The sequence below is a fragment of the Nocardia sp. NPDC004711 genome, from assembly GCF_053601595.1.
In genome coordinates this window covers 145,906-168,264 of the sequence record NZ_JBSGCB010000014.1, presented here as the reverse complement: position 1 = coordinate 168,264, position 22,359 = coordinate 145,906, and the positions used below count along the sequence as shown (strand labels likewise).

The following is a 22,359-nucleotide window of genomic DNA, read 5'->3' as shown; positions in this document are numbered from 1 at the left end:
CCGCGTCTCATCGTGTCAGACCGATGCGCCGGAAGGCCCTGAGCGCATCGTCGAAACCTCGAGTGTCGCGCCGCCGGTGAGCTATCCGATGCCGAAGAGGTCCGCCGCATTGCGGTAACAGACCGCTCGTAGCCAGTCGTCACCGAGACCGAGCCGTTCCAGAGCGAACAGCGCATGGCCGTAGGAATAGGGAATGTTCGGGAAGTCGCTGCCGAACAGGATGCGGTCCGCGAAGTCCCGCAGGCGCGGCAGCTCGGCGGCGGGGAAGGGGTCACCGGCCTCGAAGAAGTCGGTGAAGTTCATGGTGGTGTCGAACAGCACTCCGGGGTTGTCCGCGGCGATGTCGAGGAACTCGCTGTACTCGGGCGCCCCCATGTGCGCGATGATCAGACGGAGTCGCGGGAACCGCCGGAGCAGTTGGGCGATCGGCTCGGGTCCGGTGAATCGCCCGGCGGCAGGCCCGGATCCACAGTGGGTGACCACCGGGATGCCTGCCTCCTGGACCAGTCCCCACACCTCGTCCAGCAGTGGATCCGCCGGGTGGTAGTTGCCGACCTGGATGTGCAGCTTGAAGATTCGCGTCCCCGACCCGATCGCGGCACGCACATACTCGGCCGCGCCCGGCTCCGGGTAGAAGGTCGACGTGTGCAGGCAGTCCGGGGTGCGGGCGGCGAAATCGCCGGACCAGTCGTTGAGCCAGGCCGCCATCTCCGGCTTGTGCGGGTAGACCATCGAGGTGAAGGCGCGAACGCCGAAGCAGCGCAGCGTCTTCAGCCGCACCTGCTCCTCTGCTCGGTAGGTGATGGGCCACGCGCGGTGACCGAGCAGTGGCCCGGCCGAATCGAAGTAGCCCCACACCTTGCGCAGCACCTGCTCGGGCATGAAATGCGTGTGGACGTCGATGATCCCGGGCAGCCCCAGCCGCGTCTGGAAATCGGTGACGTAGTCGAGGTCCTGCTCGTCGGTCAACGGCTCGAATCTCCTTCCGCGAACACAGTTCGCGCGTAATGCCCGACCCGGTCGACGAGCCGTTCGAAGAACAGCTCAGGATCGGTCCCGATCACGATGTCGGCGTTGGGTTCCCGCCCCCACATGCCCGCCCAGTCGGCGACCGTGGTGGCACGGGTGATGGTTCCGGTCAGCTCCACATCGACGGTCGCCGGCTTGGTGACGGCCAGGCTCGGGTCCAGTGCCACCGCCGCCGCGAACGGGTCGTGCATGTGTGCCAGATACCCCTGGTCGTAGAGCTTGTGGAAGTCGAAGTAGAAGCGGATCGCATCGGTCAGGTAGCGCACCAGCGGATTGCTGGCCGCCGAGCGCGCTTCGGGCGGATCGTTCTCGCTGACGTGTTCCACCGGTGTGCTCCCGGCCCGTTCGGCCAGCAGCGCCAGATGTTTGGGCTTCATCTCGATGGTCTCGGTGATGTCGAGCGCGCACACGATGGGCCGGCGGTCGGTGGGCGCGGCGGAGAAGGCGTCGAACACCTCCTTGGCCGCTTCCGGATCGACGTGCACGTTCCACTCGTTGGTCGGGGTGGTGTTGCCCGGATGGTTGAACGCGCCGCCCATGATCACCAGGCGCCGGAGCAGCTGCGGCAGTTGAGGTTCCATTCGCAATGCCAGCGCGAGATTGGTGAGCGGCCCGGTGCACAGCCCGACGATCTCGCCCGGATGCTCGCGCACCAGGTCCACCCACAGCTGGGCCGCGGATCGGCCGGACAGGGTCCGGGTGGTCGGCGGCAGCTCGGCGTAGCCGACGCCCTGCGGCCCGTGGGTGTCCTCGGTGGTGCGGAGCGGCACGGCCAGGGGTGTCAGCGCGCCCTGGGCGACCTCGAGCTCCGGGGCCCGCACCAGCTCGAGCAGCGCGAGATTGTTGGCGGCCACCTGCGGCGCGGGCACATTGCCCGCGGTGGAGGCGATTCCGACGATCTCGGCCTCGGGGGAGGCGAGGAGGTAGAGCAGGCCCAGGGAGTCATCGATGCCGGTGTCGTTGTCCATGAGGATCTTCTGCCGCACGCGTTCGAGGGTAGCCGTATCGGTGCCGGGGCCATGCGGGGAGTATGGGCCGGTCTCGTCAGCCTGTGAAACACACGTCTAGAACGTTCGTCTAAGACGCTGGTAGGGTGGTTCCATGGGAAATCGAGAAGACCTCCTGGCGGGCGCCCGCAAGGCCGTCCTGGAACGCGGCCTGGCCAAGGTGACCGCCCGGGACATCGCCACTGCCGCAGGGGTGAGCCTGGCCGCCATCGGCTATCACTTCGGTTCCAAGGATCAGCTGGTCACCGAGGCCATCACCATGGGCGTCGGCACCCAGATCGGTGACGATATGGAGGCCGCCATCCGGGACGCGGGAGAAGGCCGCACGCTGTGGGAGTCGCTGGCCGCGATCTGGAACGGCTTCGTCGATGTGGTGCAGCGCAATCGCGACGGCCTGTTGCTGAGCACCGAGAACGGCATCCAGATCGCGCGCGATCCCGCGCAGCAGGTCTACATGGCCGAGGCCAGCGCGGTCGCGCATCGGGAAATCGCCGCGGCTGTCCACTCGGCGCACCCGGAGCTGACCGACGAGCAGGCCGCGGCGGTCGCGCAGCTGCTGTTCCTGCTGTTCCAGGGCCTCGCCATCCAGAAGATGATCGCGCCGGGTGCCGAACTGCTGGACGGTGATTCGCTGGTGACCGCCATCGAAGCCATCCGGGGCAGATGAGCTCACCGTCCGGGCGGGTGGACTCAGCCCGGCGGCACGTGCCGCAGCCGGGTCATGGCGATGACGGCGAGCAGCAGCGCCGCGCCCGCCGCGATGGCGGCGGTCAGGTGCATGCCGGTCAGGAAGGCGTGCTTGGCCGCCTCGGCCATGGCGCTGCCCACCTTCCCCGGCATGGTCCGGGCGACTTCGAGCGCCGCGCCCAGGGTGTCGCGGGCGGCGCGGGCGTCGGGCTCCTGCACCCCGTAGGGCAGGGTGGTGTTGAGCTGGTTGCGGTAGATCGCGATGCTGATGCTGCCGAGAATGGAGATTCCCAGCGCCCCACCGAATTCGGCCCCGGTCTCCGAGAGCCCGGAGGCCGCGCCCGCCTGCTCCGGAGGCGCGGTGCCCACGATGAGCTCGGTGGTGATGCCGAAAACCGGTGCCAGCCCGAAGGACACCAGCAGCGAAGCCGCGATGGTGAGCTCCACGCCGCCGGTCGCGGTGATCCGGGTGAGTAGCAGCAGTCCGCACGCCGCCATGGCCATGCCCCCGCCGATCATGTAGGCGGGCCGTATCACCTTCATGATGCGCGGGCCCAGCTGCGAGCCGATCATGAAGCCGAGGCCCGCCGGGATGGTGGCGAGACCCGCCCGCAGCGGCGACATGCCCAGCACCAGTTGGAAATACTGCCCCACGAACAGGGCGTACCCGAAGGCCACGAAGATCGCGACCATATTGATGGTGAGCGCGGTGCGGAAGCTGCCCAGCCGGAACAGTCGCAGATCCAGCATGGGTTCGCTGGTATTGAGCTGCCGTCGGACGAAGAGCGCGCCGATCGCGAGGCCGGCCACCAGCGCCGAGACCGCGGCCGCGCCGGGGCCGTCCTGAGCGGCCTTCTTCATGCCGAAGACCACCAAGAGCACTGCCGTCGTGCACAATCCGGCACTGACCAGGTCCAGGCGGCCGGCGTCGGGATCGCGGAACTCGGGGAGCACGCGGGGCGCGAGAACGATCAGCAACACCATGACCGGCACCGCGAGCAGGAACACCGAGCCCCACCAGAAGTGCTCGAGCATGATGCCGCCCGCCAGCGGCCCGATGGAGCCGCCCACCGAGTAGGACCCCACCCACACCCCGACCGCGATGGAGCGCTGGCCCGGATCGCGAAACATGGTGAATATCAACGAGAGCGTGGACGGCGCCAGGGTGGCCCCGGCGACGCCGAGCAGGGCCCGGCAGCCGATCAGCACCGGCGCCGAGGGTGCGAAGGCCGCGATCACCGAGATCACGGCGAAGGCGGCCGCCCCGACCATCAGCAGTCGCCGTCGGCCGATGCGATCGCCGATGGTGCCCATGGTGAGCAGCAACCCGGCGACCAGGAATCCGTAAACGTCGATGATCCAGAGCAATTGGGAGCTCGTGGGGCGAAGTATTTCGCTGATCTGGGGGACTGCCAGGTGCAGGACGGTGAGGTCCATCGAGTACACCAGGCAGGCCAGCGCCAGCACCGCCAATCCGGCCCATTCCCGTCTCCCCACCGAGATGGCGCCGGCGTCGCTGGCGGCGGTGAGCAAGGGAGTAGGTGTGTCCACGATGACGTCCTCCATCCGCATGTCGACATACGGGTCGACAATTTTGATGTCGGTTTCAGGGTCTCAAATATTAACGCCGTACGTGGGATAAGTCCGGTGTGTTGAAAGCGCTGTATTGCAAGCCAATTCGCCTAATTCGCTGATGCACTTGCGGGTGTGCGTGCAGCGCGTTGTATACATTCGCGCGCGTTACGAACCGTCCGGTTGGGCTTTCCACTCGGGAGCGCTCGAACCGTGGGCCGGAGCGGGCCACGGATGTTCCGGATACTCGGTCAGCGCGGGTCCGGCGGTGGTCAGGGCGTCGTGGGTGAGCGCGTACCGGGCATCCGGCACCGCGGCGGGTTCGTGGGCGGGCGTCCGGCCCGGCGCGGTGATCAGCCAGGATGCCGTACGGGCCAGAGCAACCCGGACATCGCGGCCGAGGCCGTCACCACGGCGCGCGCACAGCGCGTCGAGCACGCCCGCGGCGAGCAGGTATCCGCTGGCGTGATCGAGTGCCTGGGCCGGCAGGGCACCCACGGATGATTCGCTACGCGAATTGTTTTGTGTGCCTTCGATGAGCGAAATTCCCGATGCAGCCTGCACGATGCTGTCGAAACCGCGTCGATCACCCCACGGGCCGAGTTCGCCCCAGGCCGAAACTCGGCCGTGCACAATTCCCGGGCGAATTTCCCCGGGTCGTACTCCGAGGCGTTCCAAGCTGCCTGGTCGGTAACCCGAGATGATTATGTCTGCATTGCTGATCAATTCGCGAAAAACAGGAAGTCCGGTACGCAAATCGACTACAGTGGAGCGCTTCCCCTGACAAGTGTCCAGATACTGCCAGCCGATCTCCGGCAACCCGGGCGGGTCGATCCGCAGCACATCGGCTCCGAGCAGGGCCAATGCCCGCGTCGCCACCGGTCCGGCGATCACCCGGGTGAGATCGAGAACCCGGATCCCGCGCAGCGGGAGCAGTTGTGTTGCGGCCGTGGGGCACTCGAATCCACCCCGATCGCCGCGCTCGGCCACGGCGACGAGCGGGCCGGAGGCGGCGGCCTTGCCCTGCGGGCTGTCGGCCCACTCTCGCTCGGGGCGGACCCGCACCGCGATCGCACCGTGCTCGCCGGCCCGCTGTTCGATGTCCGCCGCCGTCAGTGTCGCTGCGCGCCGGGTGAAATCCTCACGATCGGCCGTGCCGGGCAACTCCACAGCGGCCAGCAACCGGGCGCGATGATGCGGATAGTTGGCGTGCGTACGCACCCATGCGTCCGCAGCCCTGAAGAATCCCGACAGCTCTGCGAAGATGTCCGGCGGTTCGCCGTGGAGCCGGAACAGGCGCTCGCTGGAGAACGCCGCGGCGACCCGGGCCGGGGCGACCGTACTGCCCAGCGGCGTCATGCCGCAGGTGGCCCGCCAGCGATCCGCCGCCGCGGCGAAGGCCGCCACCGCACCGCCCGCCAGCGCCCAGACCGGCAGTGTCGCAGCCAGATTCGCACCCGGATCGATCGCGGGCAGCGGTGCGCCGGGGACGCCGATTCCGGCCTCGTACTCACGGACCAGTGCATCGTAGGTAGCCACCATCCGACTGTATCGCCGGCACCGGGTCCGACCACGGTGGCACATCTCACGGCATACTCGATCGGATGACAGCCCAACGACTCACCGGAACCGCCTGGCTGCGCGAACTGAAACCCGCTCCCGGCCCCGCAACCGTGCTGGTCTGCTTCCCGCCCGGCGGCGGCTCGGTCACCGCCTACCGAGCGCTGGCCCAGCGCGTCGGCTCGGGTACCGCGGTGTTCGGCGTGCAGTACCCCGGCCGCCAGGACCGCCTCGGCGACGCGCCGGTGCCCGAGCTCACCGAACTGGCCGACCGGGCCGCCGCCGACCTGCTGGCCTGGCCGCGGGACGTGCACCTGGCCATCTTCGGGCACAGCATGGGCGCGACCGTCGCCTACGAGGCCGCCCGCCGGGTCGAGGCGGGCGGACGCGAGCTGACCCACCTGTTCGTCTCCGGCCGTCCCGCACCGGCTTTCGCCGACACCGGAAGCCTGCACGCCGGACCCGACGAGGGCCTCATCGCCGATCTGGAACGCCTGTCGAACGATCCGGCGTCGGTGCGGATCCTGCGCGACGAGCCCGGTCTGGCCGAGTTGGTGCTGCCGGCCGTCCGCAGCGACTACCGCGCGGTGGAGACCTACCGGCACGAACCCGGTGCGCCGCTGCGCGCGCCGATCACCGCGCTGATCAGCTCCGCCGATCCGACCACTTCGGCCGCGCAGGCGGGGGAGTGGCGCGACTACACCACCGCCGGATTCGACCTCGCCACCTTCCCGGGTGGCCATTTCTATCTGGATCTGCCCGAAAACGTGCCCGCGATAGGCGATTTGATCACCCGCGCGCTGGCCGCGACGGTTCCGGGACGCTCGAGTTGAGCACCTAGTCTTCGTGCGGGTAGCTTCCTCCGTTGCGTCTTCGTAGCAGGAGGGGGTTCTCAATGCCCAGAACACAATTCGTCGCCGCTCCGCCCCAGGGCAGTGATCTGAAGCAGATCAGCGGGCCCGCGACGCACTGGATCGCCCAGCTGCAGCGGCAGCGGCGCGACCCCACCGGGGCCGCCTTCGAGGACGAGGCGGCCTACGGCCCGCTCTATGTCCTGAACATGTTCGGCGACAAGTGGATCATCGCCGGTGGCCCCGAGGCGGCACAGCGCATCCTGATGAACAAGGATCGGGTGTTCGCCAACGGTCCGGCGTGGGCGCCGCTGCAGGGACCGTTCTTCGACCGGGGTCTGGTCCGCCTGGATTTCGACGAGCATCGCAGCCACCGCTCGATCATGCAGCAGGCCTTCGGTCGCGGCGCCCTCACGTCGTATCTGAAGGATATGCACGAGATCGCCGATCGCCACCTGAGCAAGCTGCCGGAAGGCAGTGTGGCCGAGGGCAATCCGGTGCTCATGCACCAGCACCTGCAGCGGCTCACCCTGGACATCGTGCTGGAGGTCTTCATGGGCGCGCGCCTGCCGCGCGACGAGGCCGAGCGCATCTGCGGCGCGACCATGGACATCCTGCAGGCCGGCGGCGCGATGGTGCGCGTCGCCATTCCCGGCAATCGCTGGTGGCGGGGTATGCGCGCCCGCAAGACCATGGCCGCCTTCCTCGCCGACCGCATTGTCGCCGCCCGCGAAAACCCGGGCACCGACCTGCTTTCCATGCTCTGTCAGGCCGCGGGCGACGACGGCGATCGGTTCACCGACCAGGACATCGTGAACCACATGATCTTCCTGCTGGCCGCCGCCCACGACACCACCACGACCACGCTGTCCGGGGTCGTCTACAACATGGCCAAATACCCGGAATGGCAGAAGCGCGCGCGAGCGCGCTCACTGGAGATGCCCTTCGAACTCGGTTACGACGAGCTCGCCGAGCTGACCGAACTCGACTGGATCATCAAGGAAACCACCCGGCTGTGTACCCCGGTGCAGATCTTCCCGCGGGCGGTGCAGGAGGACACCGAGGTGTGCGGCTATTTCGTGCCGAAGGGATCCTTCGTCGTCGTCCCGATCAGCGTCAACCACCGCCGCCCTGACATGTGGTCGCACCCCGAGGAATTCGATCCCGAGCGTTTCTCCGCCGAACGCGCCGAGCACAAGCGGCACCGGGTGGCGTGGGCCCCGTTCGGGGCGGGCGCGCACAAGTGCCTCGGACAGCATTTCGCGGGGCTCGAGATCAAGACGATCGTGCACCAGCTGCTGCACACCTTCGAATGGGAGGTGCCGCAGGACTACGTCATGCCCCTCGACATGAGTGCGACGCCACTGCCGAAGGATGATCTGCCCGTCACGCTGCGGCGTCGCTGAACCCGTGCCTGGGCCGAGAAACAGTCTCGGCCCAGGTCTTCCAGGCTTCTCAGCCGAGGTATTCCGACTCGAGTACCCGGTCCTTGAGCAGCGACTGGTACTCGATGTGGGTGTCGTGCTCGACGGTGCGCCAGGTCTTGCCCTCGGCCTCACGCATGTACTGCAGGTAGTCCGGAGCGCCCGGGACGCGCATATTGTCGGCGACGACAATGCTGCCCGGGTGCAGCCAGCCCGCCGCGAGAATGTGCTTCAGATCGGCCAGGTACGCGGACTTGTCGTGGTCCACGAAGACGAAATCGAGTGCGCCCTCGGTGATTCCGTGCTCCTCGGTGAGCCGCCGGATGGTCTCGCCGCCGTCGCCGATGGTGCCGACCACCACGGTCACCCGTTCCGCCAGCCCGGCGTGGGCGATGATGGCGCGGGCCACCTCCGCATTGGCCGCGCTGAACTCCACGGAGATGAGGCGCGCGCCCTCCGGCATGGTGCGGGCGGTGCGGACCGCGCTGTAGCCGACGTAGGTGCCCAGTTCGAGCAGCAGCTTCGGATTCGCTGTGCGCACAGCGGCATCCAGCAGCAGGCCCTTCTCGTCCCCGACGTTCACCAGGTTGCTGCGGGTGCGGGCGAACTTGTCGATGGCCGCCAGCACACTCTCCGGATCGCCCTGCTCGGCGTTCGCGAGGACGTGGTCGCGCACGGCGGCCTCGCGGCCATCGCCGAATTGACCGGTGCGCGTGAAGTTTCCGAGTCCGCGCACGGTGCTGACGGCCGTGCGCACCGGATACACCACACGCTCGCGCAAGATCGACCCGATCGATGTGCCACCCATTGATTCCCCTTCGTTTGCTGTGACGGCCAGCGCGATTATGCCGGGCCCGAAGCGGTTTCGCCTCCGGGGGCAGGGGAGTCGGGGACCAGGATGGTGCGCAGGATACGACGCCTTCGGCCCGGCGCGGGGGCATTGGCCAGGCGCGGGGCCAGCACGCGGCCCAGATCGCGGGCGAAGTCGGCGAACTCGGCATCGTCGAGCCACAGACCCGCCATGCGGTAGCCGACTCCGTCTCGCAGGTAATCGATATCGCCGCCGTCGAGGTACCGGTCGAAGTCGGCCATGAGCCCGGCGACGAAGCCCATGAAGGCGCGGCGATGGTCCTCGGGACTCATGGCGTCGAGCTGGTCGGGGGTGATCTGGGCGGCGCTCAGGCGCAACCGGTAGGTGCGCTCGACGGTTCCGCGCACACGGCGCTCGGTGACGACGTCGAGGACGCCGGCGGAGACCAGCTTGGCGACATGCCGGTAGAGGCTGCCGGGCGGGACATCGCCGAGCTCGGCATTGAGCTCGCTCGTGGTCAGGGTCCGGTCGCCGAGGAATGCCTGCACGATCCGCAGCCGAACCGGGTGCAGCAGAAGTTCGACGGATTCCACGGGCTGGACACTAGCACCATTGCTATCGGAATTGATAATGTTCGCATGTCTGGTAGCAATCACGCGCTCGCGCTGAAGAGAGGAATCGCGGTGTCCAACATCCCGGTAGCCGCACTGGTGCCCCTGATCGTGGTGGGGCTCGGCTTCGTCGGTTTCTGCTGGTACGACCTGTCCCACACACGGGTGAAGTACCTGCCGAAATGGGCGTGGGCGATCATCTGCCTGATCAGCATTCCGCTCGGCGGGATCATCTACCTGATCGTCGGCCGGGACGGTGACACGGTCCGTGGCTGAGCCCCACCTCGAGGTCACCGATGTGTCGGTGCGCTTCGGCGACTTCCTCGCCCTCGACACCGTGAGCTGGACCGTGGACGGTCCCGGGGTCGTGGGGCTGATCGGACTCAACGGCGCGGGCAAGACCACCCTGATCCGCGCCGTGCTGGGCCTGCAACCGGTGACCGGCGGTGCCGTGCGGGTGCCGATCGGGCTGGACGCCCTCGGATACTGCCCGGACACACCGGGTTTCGAGCCCTGGCTGTCCGCGCGGGAGGTCCTCGAACAGTCCATGGCCATCGGACCGGCCCGCGGCGCCGGCATGTGGTCCCCCGACGCCGCGCTCGCGGCGGTCGACCTGGAACGGCACGCCCACCGGCGCGCCGGAGGGTTCTCCCGGGGCATGTTGCAGCGCTTGGGAATTGCCGCTGCGCTGGTCCGCGAGCCCGAGGTGCTCATTCTCGACGAACCCACCAGCGCACTGGATCCCGAAGGCCGCGCCGCCGTGCTGGGGCTGATCCGGGACCTGGGCAGTCGGATGACGGTGGTGTTCTCCAGCCATCTGCTCGCCGATGTCGAGGATCTCGCCGACCGGCTGCTGGTCCTGCATCGCGGGCGGGCCGTCTTCGCCGGGGAGACAGGGGAATTCCTGGATGAGCACACTGCCGCGCCGATCCTGCGGATCGCCATGACCGACGGCCGGATCATCGAAGCCGAGCAGCCGCAGTGGGGCCCGGCGCTGGCGGACGCGTCCGCGAACAGCGGCCGGCTCGACGACATCCGCATCACCCGTCCGACCTTGACCGACGCGTTCTTCGCTGCTATCGGGGAGAAGCCATGAACCGCACCGTATTCCGGGTCGAGTGGTACCGGTGGCTGCGCACGCGGCGGCTGGTCGCCCTGGTGGCCGCCTTCGTTCTGTTCGGATTCGTCTCGTTGCTCGGGGCGAAGTACCTGCCGGATCTGATCGGGCACTCGTCGGAGATCCAGCTGCTGCGCGTGCCCGACTGGCGAGACGGGTTGCAGCAGTACGTGAAGAACACCGGCCTGCTGGTCGCGGCGGTGGCCATGATCCTGGCCGCGCAGGCATGCGCCCTGCGCAACACCGATCCGATCGGGATCTACTACTTCAGCCGCGAGGTCTCGCCGGTACGGCTCTATCTGCCCCGGATCCTGGTCGCCGCGGCGGTGATCGCCGTGGCTGCCTCGATCGGGGCCGCGGTCGCGCTCTACGAGTGCTGGGCGCTGTTCGGGTCCTACCCGCTGGGTCCAGCCGTGGGTTCGCTTGCGGTGCAAGCCCTCGCGGTGGTGTCGTTCGCGGTGTTCGCCGCGGCCCTGGCGGCGCGGTTCGGCTCGGCGGGTATCGCCGCCGGGGTGACCGCCGTGGTCTACGTGGGCTGCCTGCTGGTGTCGGCCGTACCATCGGTGCAGCCCTACCTGCCCACCACCGCCCTGCAACCGGCCATCGAGGCCGCGGGCTGGTCCCCGGCCGGCGCGGCGAAATCGCTGCTGGCCCTGCTGATCGCGACGACACTCGCCCTGACTGCCGCCCTGACCACACCGATTCGCGCGATCAGGACCGCTGCGTAGCGGCCCGGTGCCTCGACAGCAGATACAGGCCCACCCAGGACACGACGACACAGATCACCACGAGCACCCGCACCTCCTCCAGAGCGCTGCGCGGATAGAGCACGCCGGTGATGTAGTAGTCGATGAACCCGCTCGCGGGCAGGCCCGCTTCGCCGGCCCGATGCCGCGCCCAGTTCTCCAGATTCGTCAGCGGGCACTCGATGGTGAACAGCACCGTGCTGAAACCCCAGCCGAAGGCGAGCAGGTGCAGCCAGATGGTGCGCGGCCAGCGCCAGGCGATGAAACCGCCCACCACCACGTAGGCCACGAACAGGAAGTGCACGATCGCGGTCGCGTCGGCCAGCAGCCGGTAGCCCATGACCCCAGGATAGAAGTGATCAGCCCAGGTACTCCGATTCCAGGACAAGATCTTTGAGCAGCGACTGGTATTCGACATGGGTGTCGTGCTCGATGGTCCGCCAGCTCGCGCCCTCGGCCTCGTGCAGATAGCGCCGGTACTCCGGGGCGCCCGGGATACGCACATTGTCGGCGACCGCGATGCTGCCCGGATGCAGCCAGCCGGCCGCCAGGATGGTCTTCAGATCGGGCAGGTAGGCGCTCTTGTCATGGTCGATGAAGACGAAATCGAGTGCACCGGAACCGAATCCGTACTCGCTCGCGAGCCGCTCGACCGTCTTCCCGCCGTCGCCGATGGTGCCCACCACCACGCTCACCCGATCGGCGAGCCCGGCATGTGCCAGCAGGGTCCGGGCGATCCCGGCATTGTCGGGATTGAGCTCCACCGACACCAGGCGCGCCCCGGGGGAGAGGGCCCGCCCGATCCGGACCGCGCTGTACCCGCAGTACCCGCCCAGCTCGAGCGCCAGTTTCGGCGCGGCCCGCTGCACGGCGGCGTCGAGGATCAGCCCCTTCTCGTCCCCGACGTTCACCAGCATGCTCTGCGTGCGGGCGAAGCCGTCGTAGGCCGCGAGCACGCCCTCCGGATCGCCCGCGGCGGAATGGGTGAGTACGTAGTCCCGGGCGGCGGCCTCACGACCATCGCCCACCTGCCCGGTCCGCATGAAAGTCGGCCCGCCCAAAGCGAATCGAATCACCGACCAGCGCAGGAACGGCAGTCGCTCCCGCAGCGTGGTGGTCCAGGATTTTCCACTCATGAGATCGTCCGTTCTCGTAGTGGGGGAGTGCGTCGATTATGGTCCTGCGCTGGGACGTCGGGGTAGGGCGGGGTGCTGTACGAGAGGCCTGAGCACGGATAGGGAGTCTCCTTCGGCTGGAAAGGGAGCCCGAAGCGGTATGGCGTCGTCGAATCGTGGACAGAACATATCGATACGGACATATGCGCATCTAAACATGGATCACCTCACATCAGAAAAGTCCTGTACCAGCCCCATCGCCCTCAAAAACAGCCAAGCGGGGAGGGGCCGGGCAGGTCCAGGTGAGGCGAGTTACCAGTTGGAGGGTTCGTAGTCCTTGAGGAAGCACCCGTAGAGGTCGTCGCCGGCTTCGCCGCGGACGATCGGGTCGTACACGCGGGCCGCGCCGTCGACCAGGTCGAGGGGTGCGTGGAAGCCTTCCTCGGCCAGGCGGATCTTGGTGTAGTGCGGCCGCTCGTCGGTGATCCAGCCGGTGTCGACGGCGGTCATCAGGATCTTGTCGCCCTCGAACATCTCGCGCGCGCTGGTGCGGGTCAGCATGTTGAGTGCGGCCTTGGCCATGTTCGTGTGCGGGTGGCCGGCGCCCTTGTAGCCGCGGGCGAAAACACCTTCCATGGCGGACACATTCACCACGTACTTGCGCCGGGCCGACGCCGCGGCCATGGACGGGCGCAGCCGGGAGATGAGGATGAACGGTGCGACCGAGTTGCACAGCTGCACTTCGAGCAGTTCGGTGGCGTCGACCTCGCCGACGGTCTGGACCCAGCTGTTGGTGTGGGCGAGGTCGGGGACGAGTCCGCCCGCGTCGATGGCGACGCCCTGCGAAATGCGTTCCGGCGTGGCCGATCCGGCGACCAGGGCCAGGTTGGTGATGTCGGCCGCGGTGAGGTCGGGTGTGAGGGAGGCGGTGAGTGCGGTGGGGTGTGCCTGCATGGTCTTGCCGAAGCTGATCACGTCCGGCAGTTCGCCCGCGGGCAGGGGCCCGTTCTCGGCTTCGACCAGGGCGCTGTAGGCCCCGGCGGTGCGGCGCACGGTCTGAGCGGCGTTGTTGATGAGAATGTCGAGCGGGCCCTGTGCGGCAATGTCATCGGCGAGTGCGACGACCTGTGCGGGGTCGCGGAGGTCGATGCCGACGATGCGGAGCCGGTGCAGCCAGTCGGCGCTGTCGGGCTGGGCGGCGAAGCGGCGGATGGCGTCGTTGGGGAAGCGGGTGGTGATGGTGGTGTGGGCGCCGTCGCGGAGCAGGCGCAGGGCGATGTACATGCCGATCTTGGCGCGGCCGCCGGTGAGGAGGGCGCGTTTGCCGGTGAGGTCGGTGCGGGCGTCGCGTTTGGCGTGGCTCTTGGTGGCGCAATCGGGGCAGAGCTGGTGGTAGAAGGCGTCCACGCGGGTATAGCGCTGTTTGCATATGTAGCAGGGGCGCGGTCGCAGCAGGGTTCCGGCGCTGGCTCCCGTGGTGGTGGAGCTGATCGGGATCCCGGCGGTTTCGTCGTCGATGCGGTTGGGTGAGCCGGTGGCGGTGGCGGCCACGACTTCGCGGTCGGCTTCGGAGATGGCGTCGCGGGCGGCGACGCGCTTGTTGCGCTTGAACTTCTTGAACATGTGCGCGACGGCCCGCTGCACGGTGACGGAGTGCGGGTGTTCCTTGTCGAGCTGTCCGGCCTGTTCGAGGACGCGCAGGCAGATGGCCAGGTCGCCGGGGTCGATGGCCGGTGCGTCGGACTGTGGTGCCGGGGTGGTCTGCTCGGCCATCGGAAGCTGCGGTGATCCTTCGTGCGCGGGGTGGTGGACGAGCCATTCTCTCAAAGGGCCGGATTTGGGAAACGCCCGGCCGTTGCGGGGCCGGGCGTTGTGGCGGTGGGGTGCGGTCAGTTGGCTGTGGCGCCGAGGGGTGCGAGGTCGTCGCGGCCGAGTTCGCGGGCGCGTTCGGCGAGCCGGGTTTGCAGGCGGGCGGGGATGTCGTCGCGGACCTGAATGAGGGCCTGCCACACCGCGTCCGGGGTGTCGGGGGTGAGGGCGGCGAGGAATTCGGCGATGTCGTCCAGGTCGTCGATGAGGGTCAGGACGCGGGTGCGGCCCTCGTGGTCCTGGGCGAGGGCGAGGGGAACCATGGCGGCCCAGAGGCCGGCGGTGTGGGCGTCGCGGATGAGGTCGCCGAGGCGGTCGTCGTTCTGTTCGCCGACGCGGGTGGCGATGAAGGCGAGCTGGGGGTCGGGCAGGTGGGCGGCCAGGGGCAGCAGGTTGACCCATTGTCCGCCGTCGAGGGCGGCGTCGGTGATGGCGGCGAGGACGGTGTCGGTGTGGACGGTGGGTCGTTCGGCGATCAGGCGCAGGCTGTCGTGGCTCATGGCGCTGGTGAGGGGGAGCAGCGTGGACCAGGCGTCGAGTTCGGCGACGGCGGTGATGAGGGCGTCGAGGACGTCGCCGCCGAGGGCGGCGGTGATGTCGCCGATCCAGGCGCGGTTGTGGGGTGCGATGGAGTCGAGCAGGTCGATGCCTTCGGCCCACATCTGGTTTTCGCAGGCGGCGCGGATGACGCCGGGGACGCGGTCGGCGACGACGTGCAGGACGTTGTCGATGGCGGTTTTGTCCTCGAGGAGGAATCCGATGCGCAGCAGGTCGGCGTCGCTCATGACGGGGGCGGCGGCGCGCAGGGCGGGTTCGGGTACGACGTGGACGAAGCGGCCCATGGTGATGTGGTCGCCGTGTGAAAGCAGTTCGCGCGCAACGTCGGTGACCATTGCCGGCGGCACGGCGGCGATGATGGCGGCGGTGCGGCGGGGGTCGAGTTGGACGGCGCATTCGGCGAGGAATGTGGCGCTCAGTGCTTTGGCGATGTCGACGGCGCGCTCGGGTTCGACGGCGCTGGCGACGGCGGCGCAGAGTAGCGGTCCGAAGGCGCGTTCGGCGATTTTGGCGCTGATGCCGACGGGGACGATCTTGCTGGCGGTGGCGATTCCTTTGAGGCGCTTGGTGTCTCGATCGAAGAGTCGGTCGGTGACGCGTTCGCGGTATGCGCGGATGGCGGCGGGCGGCAGGTCGGCGAGGAAGTCGAGTTCGGTGGGGTCGGTGATGCCGAGCAGGCGTGCGAGTTTGGTGATCTCGGCGACGGCGACGAGGTGTTCACTCATAGTCCGAGGGCCTTCTTGATGGCTGGGCGCATGAGGCGCGGGACGAAGTCGAGGGAGGAGCCGATGGCGGCGTCGAGGGTTTCGCGGCGGCGGACCATGGTGGCCCGGAGGTGACGGTCGAGTTCGGCCAGGTCGGTGTCGGTGAGCTGGTCGAAGGCGTCGGGCAGGGGTGCCCGCAGGGTGTCGCTGAGTTGGCGTGCTGCGTGGGACATCGGGGTCTTTCGGTTGTGCGTACTGCCGGTACGGAATTCGATACTGGCAGTACGTTCTGTGTGAAATCAATGCGGGATTGGTGGCCTTGGTTGTGGCCTGTATCACGCGACTGAGCGATGACCGGTGGATTGTTGGGCAGGTATGACGGGCCCGGGTCACGTACCAGTGGTACGTGTACACTCCGCCCGTGGCTCGTAGCAGTGCCGGGACCCGGTCGGTGACCCGCGAGGACATCGTGGATGCGGCGATCCGGGTGATCGATCGGGCGGGTCCGCGTCCGAGTATGGATGACATCGCGCGGGAAGCGCAGATCACCAAGCCGCGGCTGTATCGGCAGTTCGCCGACAAGGGGGATCTGTTCACCGAGATCGCGGCGCGTATGTCGCGGCAGGCGTTCGCGGCGGCGGGTGCGGATATGACGTTGCTGCTGCAGCCGCCGCGGACGGCGTTGCGGCGCATCTTCACCGAGTACGCGCGGGGGATTCTGGAGCATCCCAATGTGTTCCGGTATCTGGGGCAGGCGCCGGTGGTGCAGCAGTCGGGAGCCGGTGTGCTGCAACTGGATCTGGGCCGGGATGCGGCGCGGCGGCTGGAGAAGCTGGCGCGGTCGGTGGCCGAGGCGGTGCCCCTGGATACGGCGGGGCTGGATTATCTGTCGCGGGCGCTGGTGGGGGCGGTGGTGTCGATGACGGATCTGTGGTTGTCGGACTCGGATACACCGTCGGGTGAGCAGACCGCGGAGTTCGTGGAGCGGGCGACGGAGCTGGTGTGGGGGCTCATCGATGGGTTCCTGCGGCGGCAGGGGATCGAGGCGGATGCGGACACGCCGATCTTCTCGACCTTGGCCGAGGTGAATCAGTCCCGGTCGGGCGATTGTTGACGCATTGTTGACACACCGCCAATAGCCGTGCACGCTGAGGGGCGAGGCGCTCAGGCGCACCCTTTTCAGGCAAGCGAGGAACGGACGATGGCACGCCCCGCATGGAGCGACGACGAGGTCGAGGCGGTACGAGGATTGGCGACCACCTTCTTCGAGAAGGAGGTGATTCCGCACGAGGAGAAGTTCATCGCCCAGGGGCACCCCGACCGCGCGCTCTACAACCGCGCCGGTGAACTGGGCCTGCTGTGCGCGGCCATCCCGTCCGAATACGGTGGTGGCGGTGGCACTTTCGCCCACGAGGCGGCGATCATCGAGGCCCAGGCACACTGCGGTGACGGTTCACTGGGCATGTCGGTGCACTCCTCGATCATCGCGCCCTACCTGCACGAGTTCGGGTCCGAGGAACTCAAGAAGCGGGTGCTGCCGAAGGCGGCCAGTGGTGAGATGGTGCTCTCGATCGGCATGACCGAACCGGGGACCGGCTCGGACCTGCAGAACATCAAGACCCGCGCGGTGCGTGAGGGCGACGAGTACGTCATCACCGGCTCGAAGATCTTCATCTCCAACGGGTGGCTGTGCGACGGCATCATCATCGCCTGCAAGACCGACCCCGCCCTGGGCGCGGCCGGTGTGTCGCTGATCTTCGCCGAAGTGGGCGACGACACTCCGGGTTTCACCCGCGGCCGCATCCTGTCCAAGATCGGCGGCAAGGGGCAGGACACCGCCGAGCTGTTCTTCGACGGCCTGCGCGTGCCGGTGTCGAACCTGCTGGGCCCCGCCGAGGGCCAGGGTTTCTATCAGATGATGCAGATGCTGGCCCAGGAACGCCTGGTCACCGCGATCATGGCGGTGGCGATGACGGAGAAGGCGGTCGAGCTGACCGTCGACTACACCAAGGGCCGCGAGGCGTTCGGCAAGCCGCTGTTCGCCATGCAGAACACCCGTTTCGAGCTGGCGGAGTGCGCGACCATCGCCAAGGTCGGGCGGGTGTTCCTCGACGACTGCATCACCAAGCATCTGCGTGGTGAGCTGGACATCCCCACCGCGGCCATGTCGAAATACTGGTTGACCGACCAACTCGGTAATGTGGTGGATCGCTGCCTGCAGTTCTTCGGCGGCTATGGATACATGACCGAATACCCGATTTCCCAGCTGTACACCGGCGCTCGGGTCCTGCGGATCCTCGCGGGAGCCAACGAGGTGATGAAGGATCTCATTGCCCGCTCACTCTGATATCGACACCACTATCGAGCCGCCCGCGTCCGAGGACGCGGGGGATGCGCCGTCGCGCCGTCGCCGGCTCGAACCCGACGAACGCCGGGCGCAGATCCTGTCCTGCGCCATCGACATGTTCGGCGAACGCCCCTACGCGGCGGTGTCCACCGCCGAGCTGGCCCAGCGGGCCGGGGTGGCGCGCGGGCTGATCAATCACTACTTCGGCAACAAGCGGGATCTGTATCTCGCGGTGGTGCGGCGGATGGTGACGCTGCCGCGGCCGGAGAAGATGATCGTGCCCGCCGGGTCCACCCGGGACCGGGTGGACGCCAGCGTCTCGTGGCTGCTGGACACCATCGGTGAGCACGGCAGCACGTGGGTCAAGGTCACCGGGCACGAGGGCGTCGGCGACGACCCCGAGGTGCAGCGCATCCTCGACGAGGCCGACTATGCCGCGGCCGACCGCATGGTCCAGATGATGGGGCTGAGCGAGTCGCTGCACTCGGCCGAACTGCGGGCGCTGGTGCGCTGTTACGGCGGGCTGGTGAAGGCGGCCGGGCGCGAGTGGATCGTGCGCGGCAGCCTGACCCGCGAGCAGGTGCACCACCTGCTCGCGGACGCGCTGCTCACGCTGGTCAGCGACACCTTCCCGAAGGTCGACGCCGGGCGCTGATTCCCGTGTGGGGCACTGATTCCGGTGTGGGGCACGGAGTTCAGACGGCGGCGAGCTCCTCGACCTGCCAGGTCACCCCGGTGGTGGCGAGGTGGTCGAGGAAGCTCGCGGCGTCGAAGGCCTGTGCCGGGGCGAGGGTTCCGGCCGGGGCGCCGTCGGCGACCAGCCGGCGCGCGGCCTCCACGGCGATGACCGCGGTGGAGGCGTAGGCGTTGAACCCGGTCACCCAGCCGCGGGCGCGCCGGCCGTCCACGCCGGTGGCCTCGGCGAGCATGAACCAGCGGGCGGCGTCGAGCGCGGCCGCGTCGGGGACCTCCGGAAGGGTCTCGGCGACTTCGGAATTCAAGGACGCGAACAGGTCTCCGACCTCGGCGCGGATCACGCCGCGCACGCGCGGGGTCTGGATGTGGCGGGGGATCGTGTAGACGCCGGGCAGGGCGATGGGGCTCATGGGCACCGGTTCGGTCTCGCCGGGCTCGCGCATCGTGGACGAGGGTTCCTGCACCGATTGCCAGCTGCCGGACCGGTATTCGATCTGTTCGGCGACCATGATGGCGGCCATCGAGCGTGCGGTGCCCCGGGATGCGGCGCCGGGGCGGCGCAGGTCGGCGATGACGACCTCGCCGATCGGGGCGGTGAGGCGGGCGGCGGTCAGTGCGGCGATGAGGTCGCCGGGCACGCCGTCGTCGGTGACGGCCGGAACGACCGCGATCCCGGCCTGTTTCGCGGGTTCGTCGTAGGTGGTGAGGATCGTGTGCAGGTAGGCGGGTTCGCCGGTGGTGTCGAGGTAGGGGCGGCGGGCGGCGATGGCGGCCCGCACGACCGGTTCGCCCCAGAGGGTGAAGGGTCCGGCGGTATTGATCACGGCGTCGGTGCTCGCGAACGCGGCGGTGAGGGCAGCGGTGTCCTCGAGGGGGGCGACGTGGATCTCGGCGTCCGGGATCGCGGCCTGGTCGGCGATGCGGCGCAGGCGGTCCGGGTCGCGGCCGACCAGGACCGGGGTGAGGTTGCGGCGGGCGAGCTCGGCCACGACGAGGGAACCGGTGAAACCGCTGGCGCCGTGCACGGCAATACGCATGGGAGACAACTCCATCGAGTGAGGGGATACGAACCGGGATTCGGCTCGCGCTTCACGCTATGGAGTCCGGTCCGGACGATCCATGCTCGAAACTCCGGCCCTGATATCCGATCGTCCGGATAGGCCGGAGTTACCGGTACGGTTGGGTGGTGGACATTCTCAGCGACGCGGTCGCCGCGATGCGGCTGGGCACCCCGCATTCCAACCGGACCGTCAAGCATGCGCCCTGGCGCACGCACTTCCCGGCGCAGGGCAACAGCGCGGGATTCCATGTGGTGCTGCAGGGTTCGTGCTGGCTGCTGCCCGAGGGCGGGGAACCGGTGCACCTGCAGGTCGGCGACGTGGCGTTCATGCCACGCAGCCGCGGCCACGCCATCACCGACAGTCCCGAGCCCGGACGTGGCGGGGGCGACACCGGCGCGGAGACCGTATTACTGTGCGGCGCCTATTCTCTCGACGACTCGCGCCCGCACCCGGCGCTGGCGGAACTGCCCGATGTGATCCACCTGCCCGCCCGCGTCGGCCACCACAGCCCGCTGCGTGCCGCCATCGATCTGCTCGGCCACGAGCTCGACACCCAGGGCGGGTCCGGGGCCATCGCGCCGCTGCTGGAGGTGCTGCTGCTGTTCATGCTGCGCGCCTGGCACGACGCCCACCCCGCTGGCGCCGGATGGGTTGCGGCACTGCGCGATCCGGCCGTGCACACCGCCCTGCAGGCCATTCACGCCGAGCCGGGCGCGCCGTGGACGGTGCAGTCCCTCGCGGCCCGCGCCGGGGTGTCGCGCTCGGTGTTCGCGCAACGTTTCACCGCCACCCTCGGCACCGGGCCGCTGACCTACCTGACCTGGTGGCGCATGACCTGCGCGGCGCGGCTGCTGCGCGAGTCCGACGCCCTGTTGCGGGTGGTCGCGGAAAAGTCCGGCTACACCTCCGAATACGCGTTCGCCAAAGCATTCAAACGCGAATTCGGGGTGGCGCCCGGACAATTCCGCGCCCAGGGCCGACCCGAAGCCGCCTAGGGGAGCAGTACCAGCCGCCCGCGCAGACCGCCCTTCTCGAAGCGGGCGTGCGCGGCGGCGGCCTCGGCCAGCGGGAAGGTCTCCGCGACCCGCAGCGTGAGCGTGCCCGCCTCGACCAGATCCACCAGCTCGGCCAGGCGGCGGCCGTCGGGGGCCTGCTGCACCGTCGTCACTGTGATCCCACGCTCGGCGGGCGGGGTCACCGGCGGCAGCAACGCCACGAAGGCGCCGCCGTCGCGCACCAGTGGCAGCAGCGACGCACCCACCAGCGCGGCATCGATGACGGCGTCGACGCTGCCCACGCCCACACTCTGCCCCAGATCCTCACCGCGCGTGGCGAATTCGCTCGCACCCAGTGACTTCACCAGGTCTTCGTCCCCGGGCCCGGCCACGGCGATCACCGTCGCGCCCCGTGCCGCGGCCAACTGCACCGCGTATCCGCCGACACCGCCGGCCGCGCCGGTCACCAGCACCCGGGCTCCGGGGGCCGCCGCCACGGCCAGGTCCGCGGTGATCGCATTGAGCGGCAGGGTCGCCGCGGCGGTCAGATCGACGCCGGTCGGGGCGGCGGCGACCAGCTCGGCCGCGATCGTCACGTACTCGGTACAGGCGCCGTCGAAGGTGGCCAGCCACGGAAGAAGACCGACCACCGGCCGACCCGGCTCGGCGTCGGCCACTCCCGGACCGGTTGCCTCGATCCAGCCGGAGAATTCGACGCCGGGCACGTAATGGTCGCGCTCGGGCAGCAGCGCGGCGAACGCCCCGGCCCGCGCCCCGATATCGACCGGATTGACCGGGGCGGCAGCGATTTTCACCAGCACCTCACCCGGTCCTGGGACGGGTACGGGGGTGTCGATCAGGTCGAGGACCTCCGGACCGCCGAAACGGGAGAAAGCAACAGCACGCATGGGAATGCTCCTGTGACTGCGAAGGAATGAAGGTCCACCGGTGGAACGCCGCCGCGCCGGATGACCGGCGGTGCGGGGCGTGGTTTCACCGTAGGTCGGCGTCCGGGCGCCGGGCCAGTAGGCACCGAAAAGTACCCAGGTCACCGGTGAGAGTGCGGATCGCGACCCGAACCGGTCCCGGCGGGCGGGAATGCGCACGCCACCGCGTCGGCTGTACCTGCACAGCCAGTTGTCGATCCGGGCTCGTGGCCGGGCCCGCACCAGGGGAGTGACGATGCCGACCACCACCGCCGCGCAACGCCGGGAACAGGCCAAAGTCGAGTACAACGCCTTCCTCGCCGCCTGTCCCACCAATCAGATGCTCGACACCATCGGTGACAAGTGGACCTGCCTGATCCTGGCCGCGCTCGGCCCGGGACCGCGCCGCTACGGCGAGATCGGTGCGATCGTGGCCGCGGTCAGCAACAAGATGCTCACCCAGACCCTGCGCACCCTCGAACGCGACGGCCTGGTGGCGCGGCGCATGACCGCGCAGGTACCGGTGCGCGTGGATTATTCGCTGACCCCGCTCGGGCAGAGCCTGCTGGTGATCGTGACCCGGCTGCACCAGTGGGCCGAGGGCCACATGGACGAGGTGCTCGCCGCACGCGCCGAATTCGACAGCGCCGCCGGGAATGCGTCGTGATCTTGA

Annotated in this window: 24 protein-coding genes; 11 read left to right on the top strand and 13 right to left on the bottom strand. The window is 68.7% G+C overall.

Annotated elements, in window-relative coordinates; translation table 11 throughout:
• Positions 1-81: 81 nt before the first annotated feature.
• On the bottom strand, positions 82-969 hold the full coding sequence (locus ACWEKS_RS16650; protein WP_452340904.1) for an amidohydrolase family protein: 888 nt from the start codon (positions 967-969) through the stop codon (positions 82-84).
• On the bottom strand, positions 966-1,997 hold the full coding sequence (locus ACWEKS_RS16645; protein WP_452340933.1) for a nucleoside hydrolase: 1,032 nt from the start codon (positions 1,995-1,997) through the stop codon (positions 966-968). The genes ACWEKS_RS16650 and ACWEKS_RS16645 overlap by 4 nt, the downstream gene beginning before the upstream one ends.
• A gap of 133 nt (positions 1,998-2,130) precedes the next feature.
• Between ACWEKS_RS16645 and ACWEKS_RS16640 the strand changes: the two genes are divergently transcribed.
• The gene (locus ACWEKS_RS16640) at positions 2,131-2,703 is read left to right on the top strand and encodes a TetR/AcrR family transcriptional regulator (RefSeq protein ID WP_452340903.1); all 573 of its coding nucleotides are present in this window, start codon (positions 2,131-2,133) and stop codon (positions 2,701-2,703) included.
• Between the two features lie 23 nt (positions 2,704-2,726).
• Here the strand turns inward: ACWEKS_RS16640 and ACWEKS_RS16635 are convergent, their stop codons facing one another.
• On the bottom strand, positions 2,727-4,295 hold the full coding sequence (locus ACWEKS_RS16635) for an MFS transporter (protein ID WP_452340902.1): 1,569 nt from the start codon (positions 4,293-4,295) through the stop codon (positions 2,727-2,729).
• A 168-nt stretch (positions 4,296-4,463) separates the two neighbouring features.
• On the bottom strand, positions 4,464-5,837 hold the full coding sequence (locus ACWEKS_RS16630) for a CoA transferase (RefSeq protein WP_452340901.1): 1,374 nt from the start codon (positions 5,835-5,837) through the stop codon (positions 4,464-4,466).
• Between the two features lie 62 nt (positions 5,838-5,899).
• On the opposite strand from ACWEKS_RS16630, the gene ACWEKS_RS16625 reads away from it, so the two are divergent.
• Positions 5,900-6,688 (top strand): thioesterase II family protein, encoded by a 789-nt coding sequence (locus ACWEKS_RS16625; protein WP_452340900.1) that lies wholly within the window; start codon positions 5,900-5,902, stop codon positions 6,686-6,688.
• A gap of 62 nt (positions 6,689-6,750) precedes the next feature.
• Positions 6,751-8,112 (top strand): cytochrome P450, encoded by a 1,362-nt coding sequence (locus ACWEKS_RS16620; protein WP_452340899.1) that lies wholly within the window; start codon positions 6,751-6,753, stop codon positions 8,110-8,112.
• Positions 8,113-8,161: 49 nt separating this feature from the next.
• Here the strand turns inward: ACWEKS_RS16620 and ACWEKS_RS16615 are convergent, their stop codons facing one another.
• Together ACWEKS_RS16615 and ACWEKS_RS16610 are read right to left on the bottom strand one after the other, a co-directional pair.
• Positions 8,162-8,938 (bottom strand): O-methyltransferase, encoded by a 777-nt coding sequence (locus tag ACWEKS_RS16615; protein ID WP_452340898.1) that lies wholly within the window; start codon positions 8,936-8,938, stop codon positions 8,162-8,164.
• 35 nt (positions 8,939-8,973) lie between these two features.
• Positions 8,974-9,534, bottom strand: coding sequence for a helix-turn-helix domain-containing protein (locus ACWEKS_RS16610; RefSeq protein ID WP_452340897.1), 561 nt, complete (start codon positions 9,532-9,534; stop codon positions 8,974-8,976).
• 45 nt (positions 9,535-9,579) lie between these two features.
• On the opposite strand from ACWEKS_RS16610, the gene ACWEKS_RS16605 reads away from it, so the two are divergent.
• From ACWEKS_RS16605 to ACWEKS_RS16595, 3 genes are read left to right on the top strand one after another with little or no spacing between them, the layout of a single operon-like run.
• Positions 9,580-9,828 carry a hypothetical protein gene (locus ACWEKS_RS16605; protein ID WP_452340896.1) on the top strand — a complete coding sequence of 83 codons (249 nt, stop codon included), beginning with the start codon at positions 9,580-9,582 and terminating at the stop codon, positions 9,826-9,828.
• Positions 9,821-10,648 carry an ABC transporter ATP-binding protein gene (locus tag ACWEKS_RS16600; RefSeq protein ID WP_452340895.1) on the top strand — a complete coding sequence of 276 codons (828 nt, stop codon included), beginning with the start codon at positions 9,821-9,823 and terminating at the stop codon, positions 10,646-10,648. Before ACWEKS_RS16605 ends, ACWEKS_RS16600 begins: the two co-directional genes overlap by 8 nt.
• Positions 10,645-11,397, top strand: coding sequence for a hypothetical protein (locus tag ACWEKS_RS16595; RefSeq protein WP_452340894.1), 753 nt, complete (start codon positions 10,645-10,647; stop codon positions 11,395-11,397). Before ACWEKS_RS16600 ends, ACWEKS_RS16595 begins: the two co-directional genes overlap by 4 nt.
• On the opposite strand, the gene ACWEKS_RS16590 is transcribed toward ACWEKS_RS16595, so the two are convergent.
• The 5 genes from ACWEKS_RS16590 to ACWEKS_RS16570 all read right to left on the bottom strand — a co-directional run bounded on the left by ACWEKS_RS16590 (position 11,381) and on the right by ACWEKS_RS16570 (position 15,894).
• The gene (locus ACWEKS_RS16590; RefSeq protein ID WP_452340893.1) at positions 11,381-11,755 is read right to left on the bottom strand and encodes a DUF2784 domain-containing protein; all 375 of its coding nucleotides are present in this window, start codon (positions 11,753-11,755) and stop codon (positions 11,381-11,383) included. The two genes, ACWEKS_RS16595 and ACWEKS_RS16590, sit on opposite strands and share 17 nt — an antisense overlap.
• 19 nt (positions 11,756-11,774) lie before the next feature.
• Positions 11,775-12,551: an O-methyltransferase gene (locus tag ACWEKS_RS16585; protein WP_452340892.1), complete on the bottom strand. Its 777-nt coding sequence runs from the start codon at positions 12,549-12,551 to the stop codon at positions 11,775-11,777.
• 291 nt (positions 12,552-12,842) lie between these two features.
• On the bottom strand, positions 12,843-14,303 hold the full coding sequence (locus tag ACWEKS_RS16580; protein WP_452340891.1) for an SDR family NAD(P)-dependent oxidoreductase: 1,461 nt from the start codon (positions 14,301-14,303) through the stop codon (positions 12,843-12,845).
• A gap of 116 nt (positions 14,304-14,419) precedes the next feature.
• Positions 14,420-15,682, bottom strand: a complete 1,263-nt coding sequence (locus tag ACWEKS_RS16575; protein WP_452340890.1) for a hypothetical protein — start codon at positions 15,680-15,682, stop codon at positions 14,420-14,422.
• Positions 15,679-15,894 (bottom strand): hypothetical protein, encoded by a 216-nt coding sequence (locus ACWEKS_RS16570; protein WP_452340889.1) that lies wholly within the window; start codon positions 15,892-15,894, stop codon positions 15,679-15,681. Before ACWEKS_RS16570 ends, ACWEKS_RS16575 begins: the two co-directional genes overlap by 4 nt.
• 188 nt (positions 15,895-16,082) lie before the next feature.
• On the opposite strand from ACWEKS_RS16570, the gene ACWEKS_RS16565 reads away from it, so the two are divergent.
• From ACWEKS_RS16565 to ACWEKS_RS16555, 3 genes are all read left to right on the top strand, one after another.
• Complete coding sequence (locus tag ACWEKS_RS16565) at positions 16,083-16,775, top strand: TetR/AcrR family transcriptional regulator (protein WP_452340888.1); 693 nt, start codon at positions 16,083-16,085, stop codon at positions 16,773-16,775.
• Between the two features lie 87 nt (positions 16,776-16,862).
• A complete protein-coding gene (locus ACWEKS_RS16560; protein ID WP_452340887.1) occupies positions 16,863-18,008 on the top strand; it encodes an acyl-CoA dehydrogenase family protein in 1,146 nt (381 codons plus the stop codon).
• Complete coding sequence (locus tag ACWEKS_RS16555) at positions 17,992-18,663, top strand: TetR/AcrR family transcriptional regulator (RefSeq protein WP_452340886.1); 672 nt, start codon at positions 17,992-17,994, stop codon at positions 18,661-18,663. The genes ACWEKS_RS16560 and ACWEKS_RS16555 overlap by 17 nt, the downstream gene beginning before the upstream one ends.
• Before the next feature lie 40 nt (positions 18,664-18,703).
• On the opposite strand, the gene ACWEKS_RS16550 is transcribed toward ACWEKS_RS16555, so the two are convergent.
• The gene (locus tag ACWEKS_RS16550) at positions 18,704-19,741 is read right to left on the bottom strand and encodes a saccharopine dehydrogenase family protein (protein ID WP_452340885.1); all 1,038 of its coding nucleotides are present in this window, start codon (positions 19,739-19,741) and stop codon (positions 18,704-18,706) included.
• A 149-nt stretch (positions 19,742-19,890) separates the two neighbouring features.
• Here ACWEKS_RS16550 and ACWEKS_RS16545 point away from each other — a divergent pair, with 149 nt between their 5' ends.
• On the top strand, positions 19,891-20,760 hold the full coding sequence (locus tag ACWEKS_RS16545; RefSeq protein ID WP_452340884.1) for an AraC family transcriptional regulator: 870 nt from the start codon (positions 19,891-19,893) through the stop codon (positions 20,758-20,760).
• On the opposite strand, the gene ACWEKS_RS16540 is transcribed toward ACWEKS_RS16545, so the two are convergent.
• Entirely contained in the window at positions 20,757-21,668 is a 912-nt protein-coding gene (locus ACWEKS_RS16540) for an NADP-dependent oxidoreductase (protein WP_452340883.1), read from the bottom strand. The two genes, ACWEKS_RS16545 and ACWEKS_RS16540, sit on opposite strands and share 4 nt — an antisense overlap.
• Before the next feature lie 274 nt (positions 21,669-21,942).
• Between ACWEKS_RS16540 and ACWEKS_RS16535 the strand changes: the two genes are divergently transcribed.
• Complete coding sequence (locus ACWEKS_RS16535) at positions 21,943-22,353, top strand: winged helix-turn-helix transcriptional regulator (RefSeq protein WP_452340882.1); 411 nt, start codon at positions 21,943-21,945, stop codon at positions 22,351-22,353.
• The last annotated feature ends 6 nt before the right edge of the window (positions 22,354-22,359 follow it).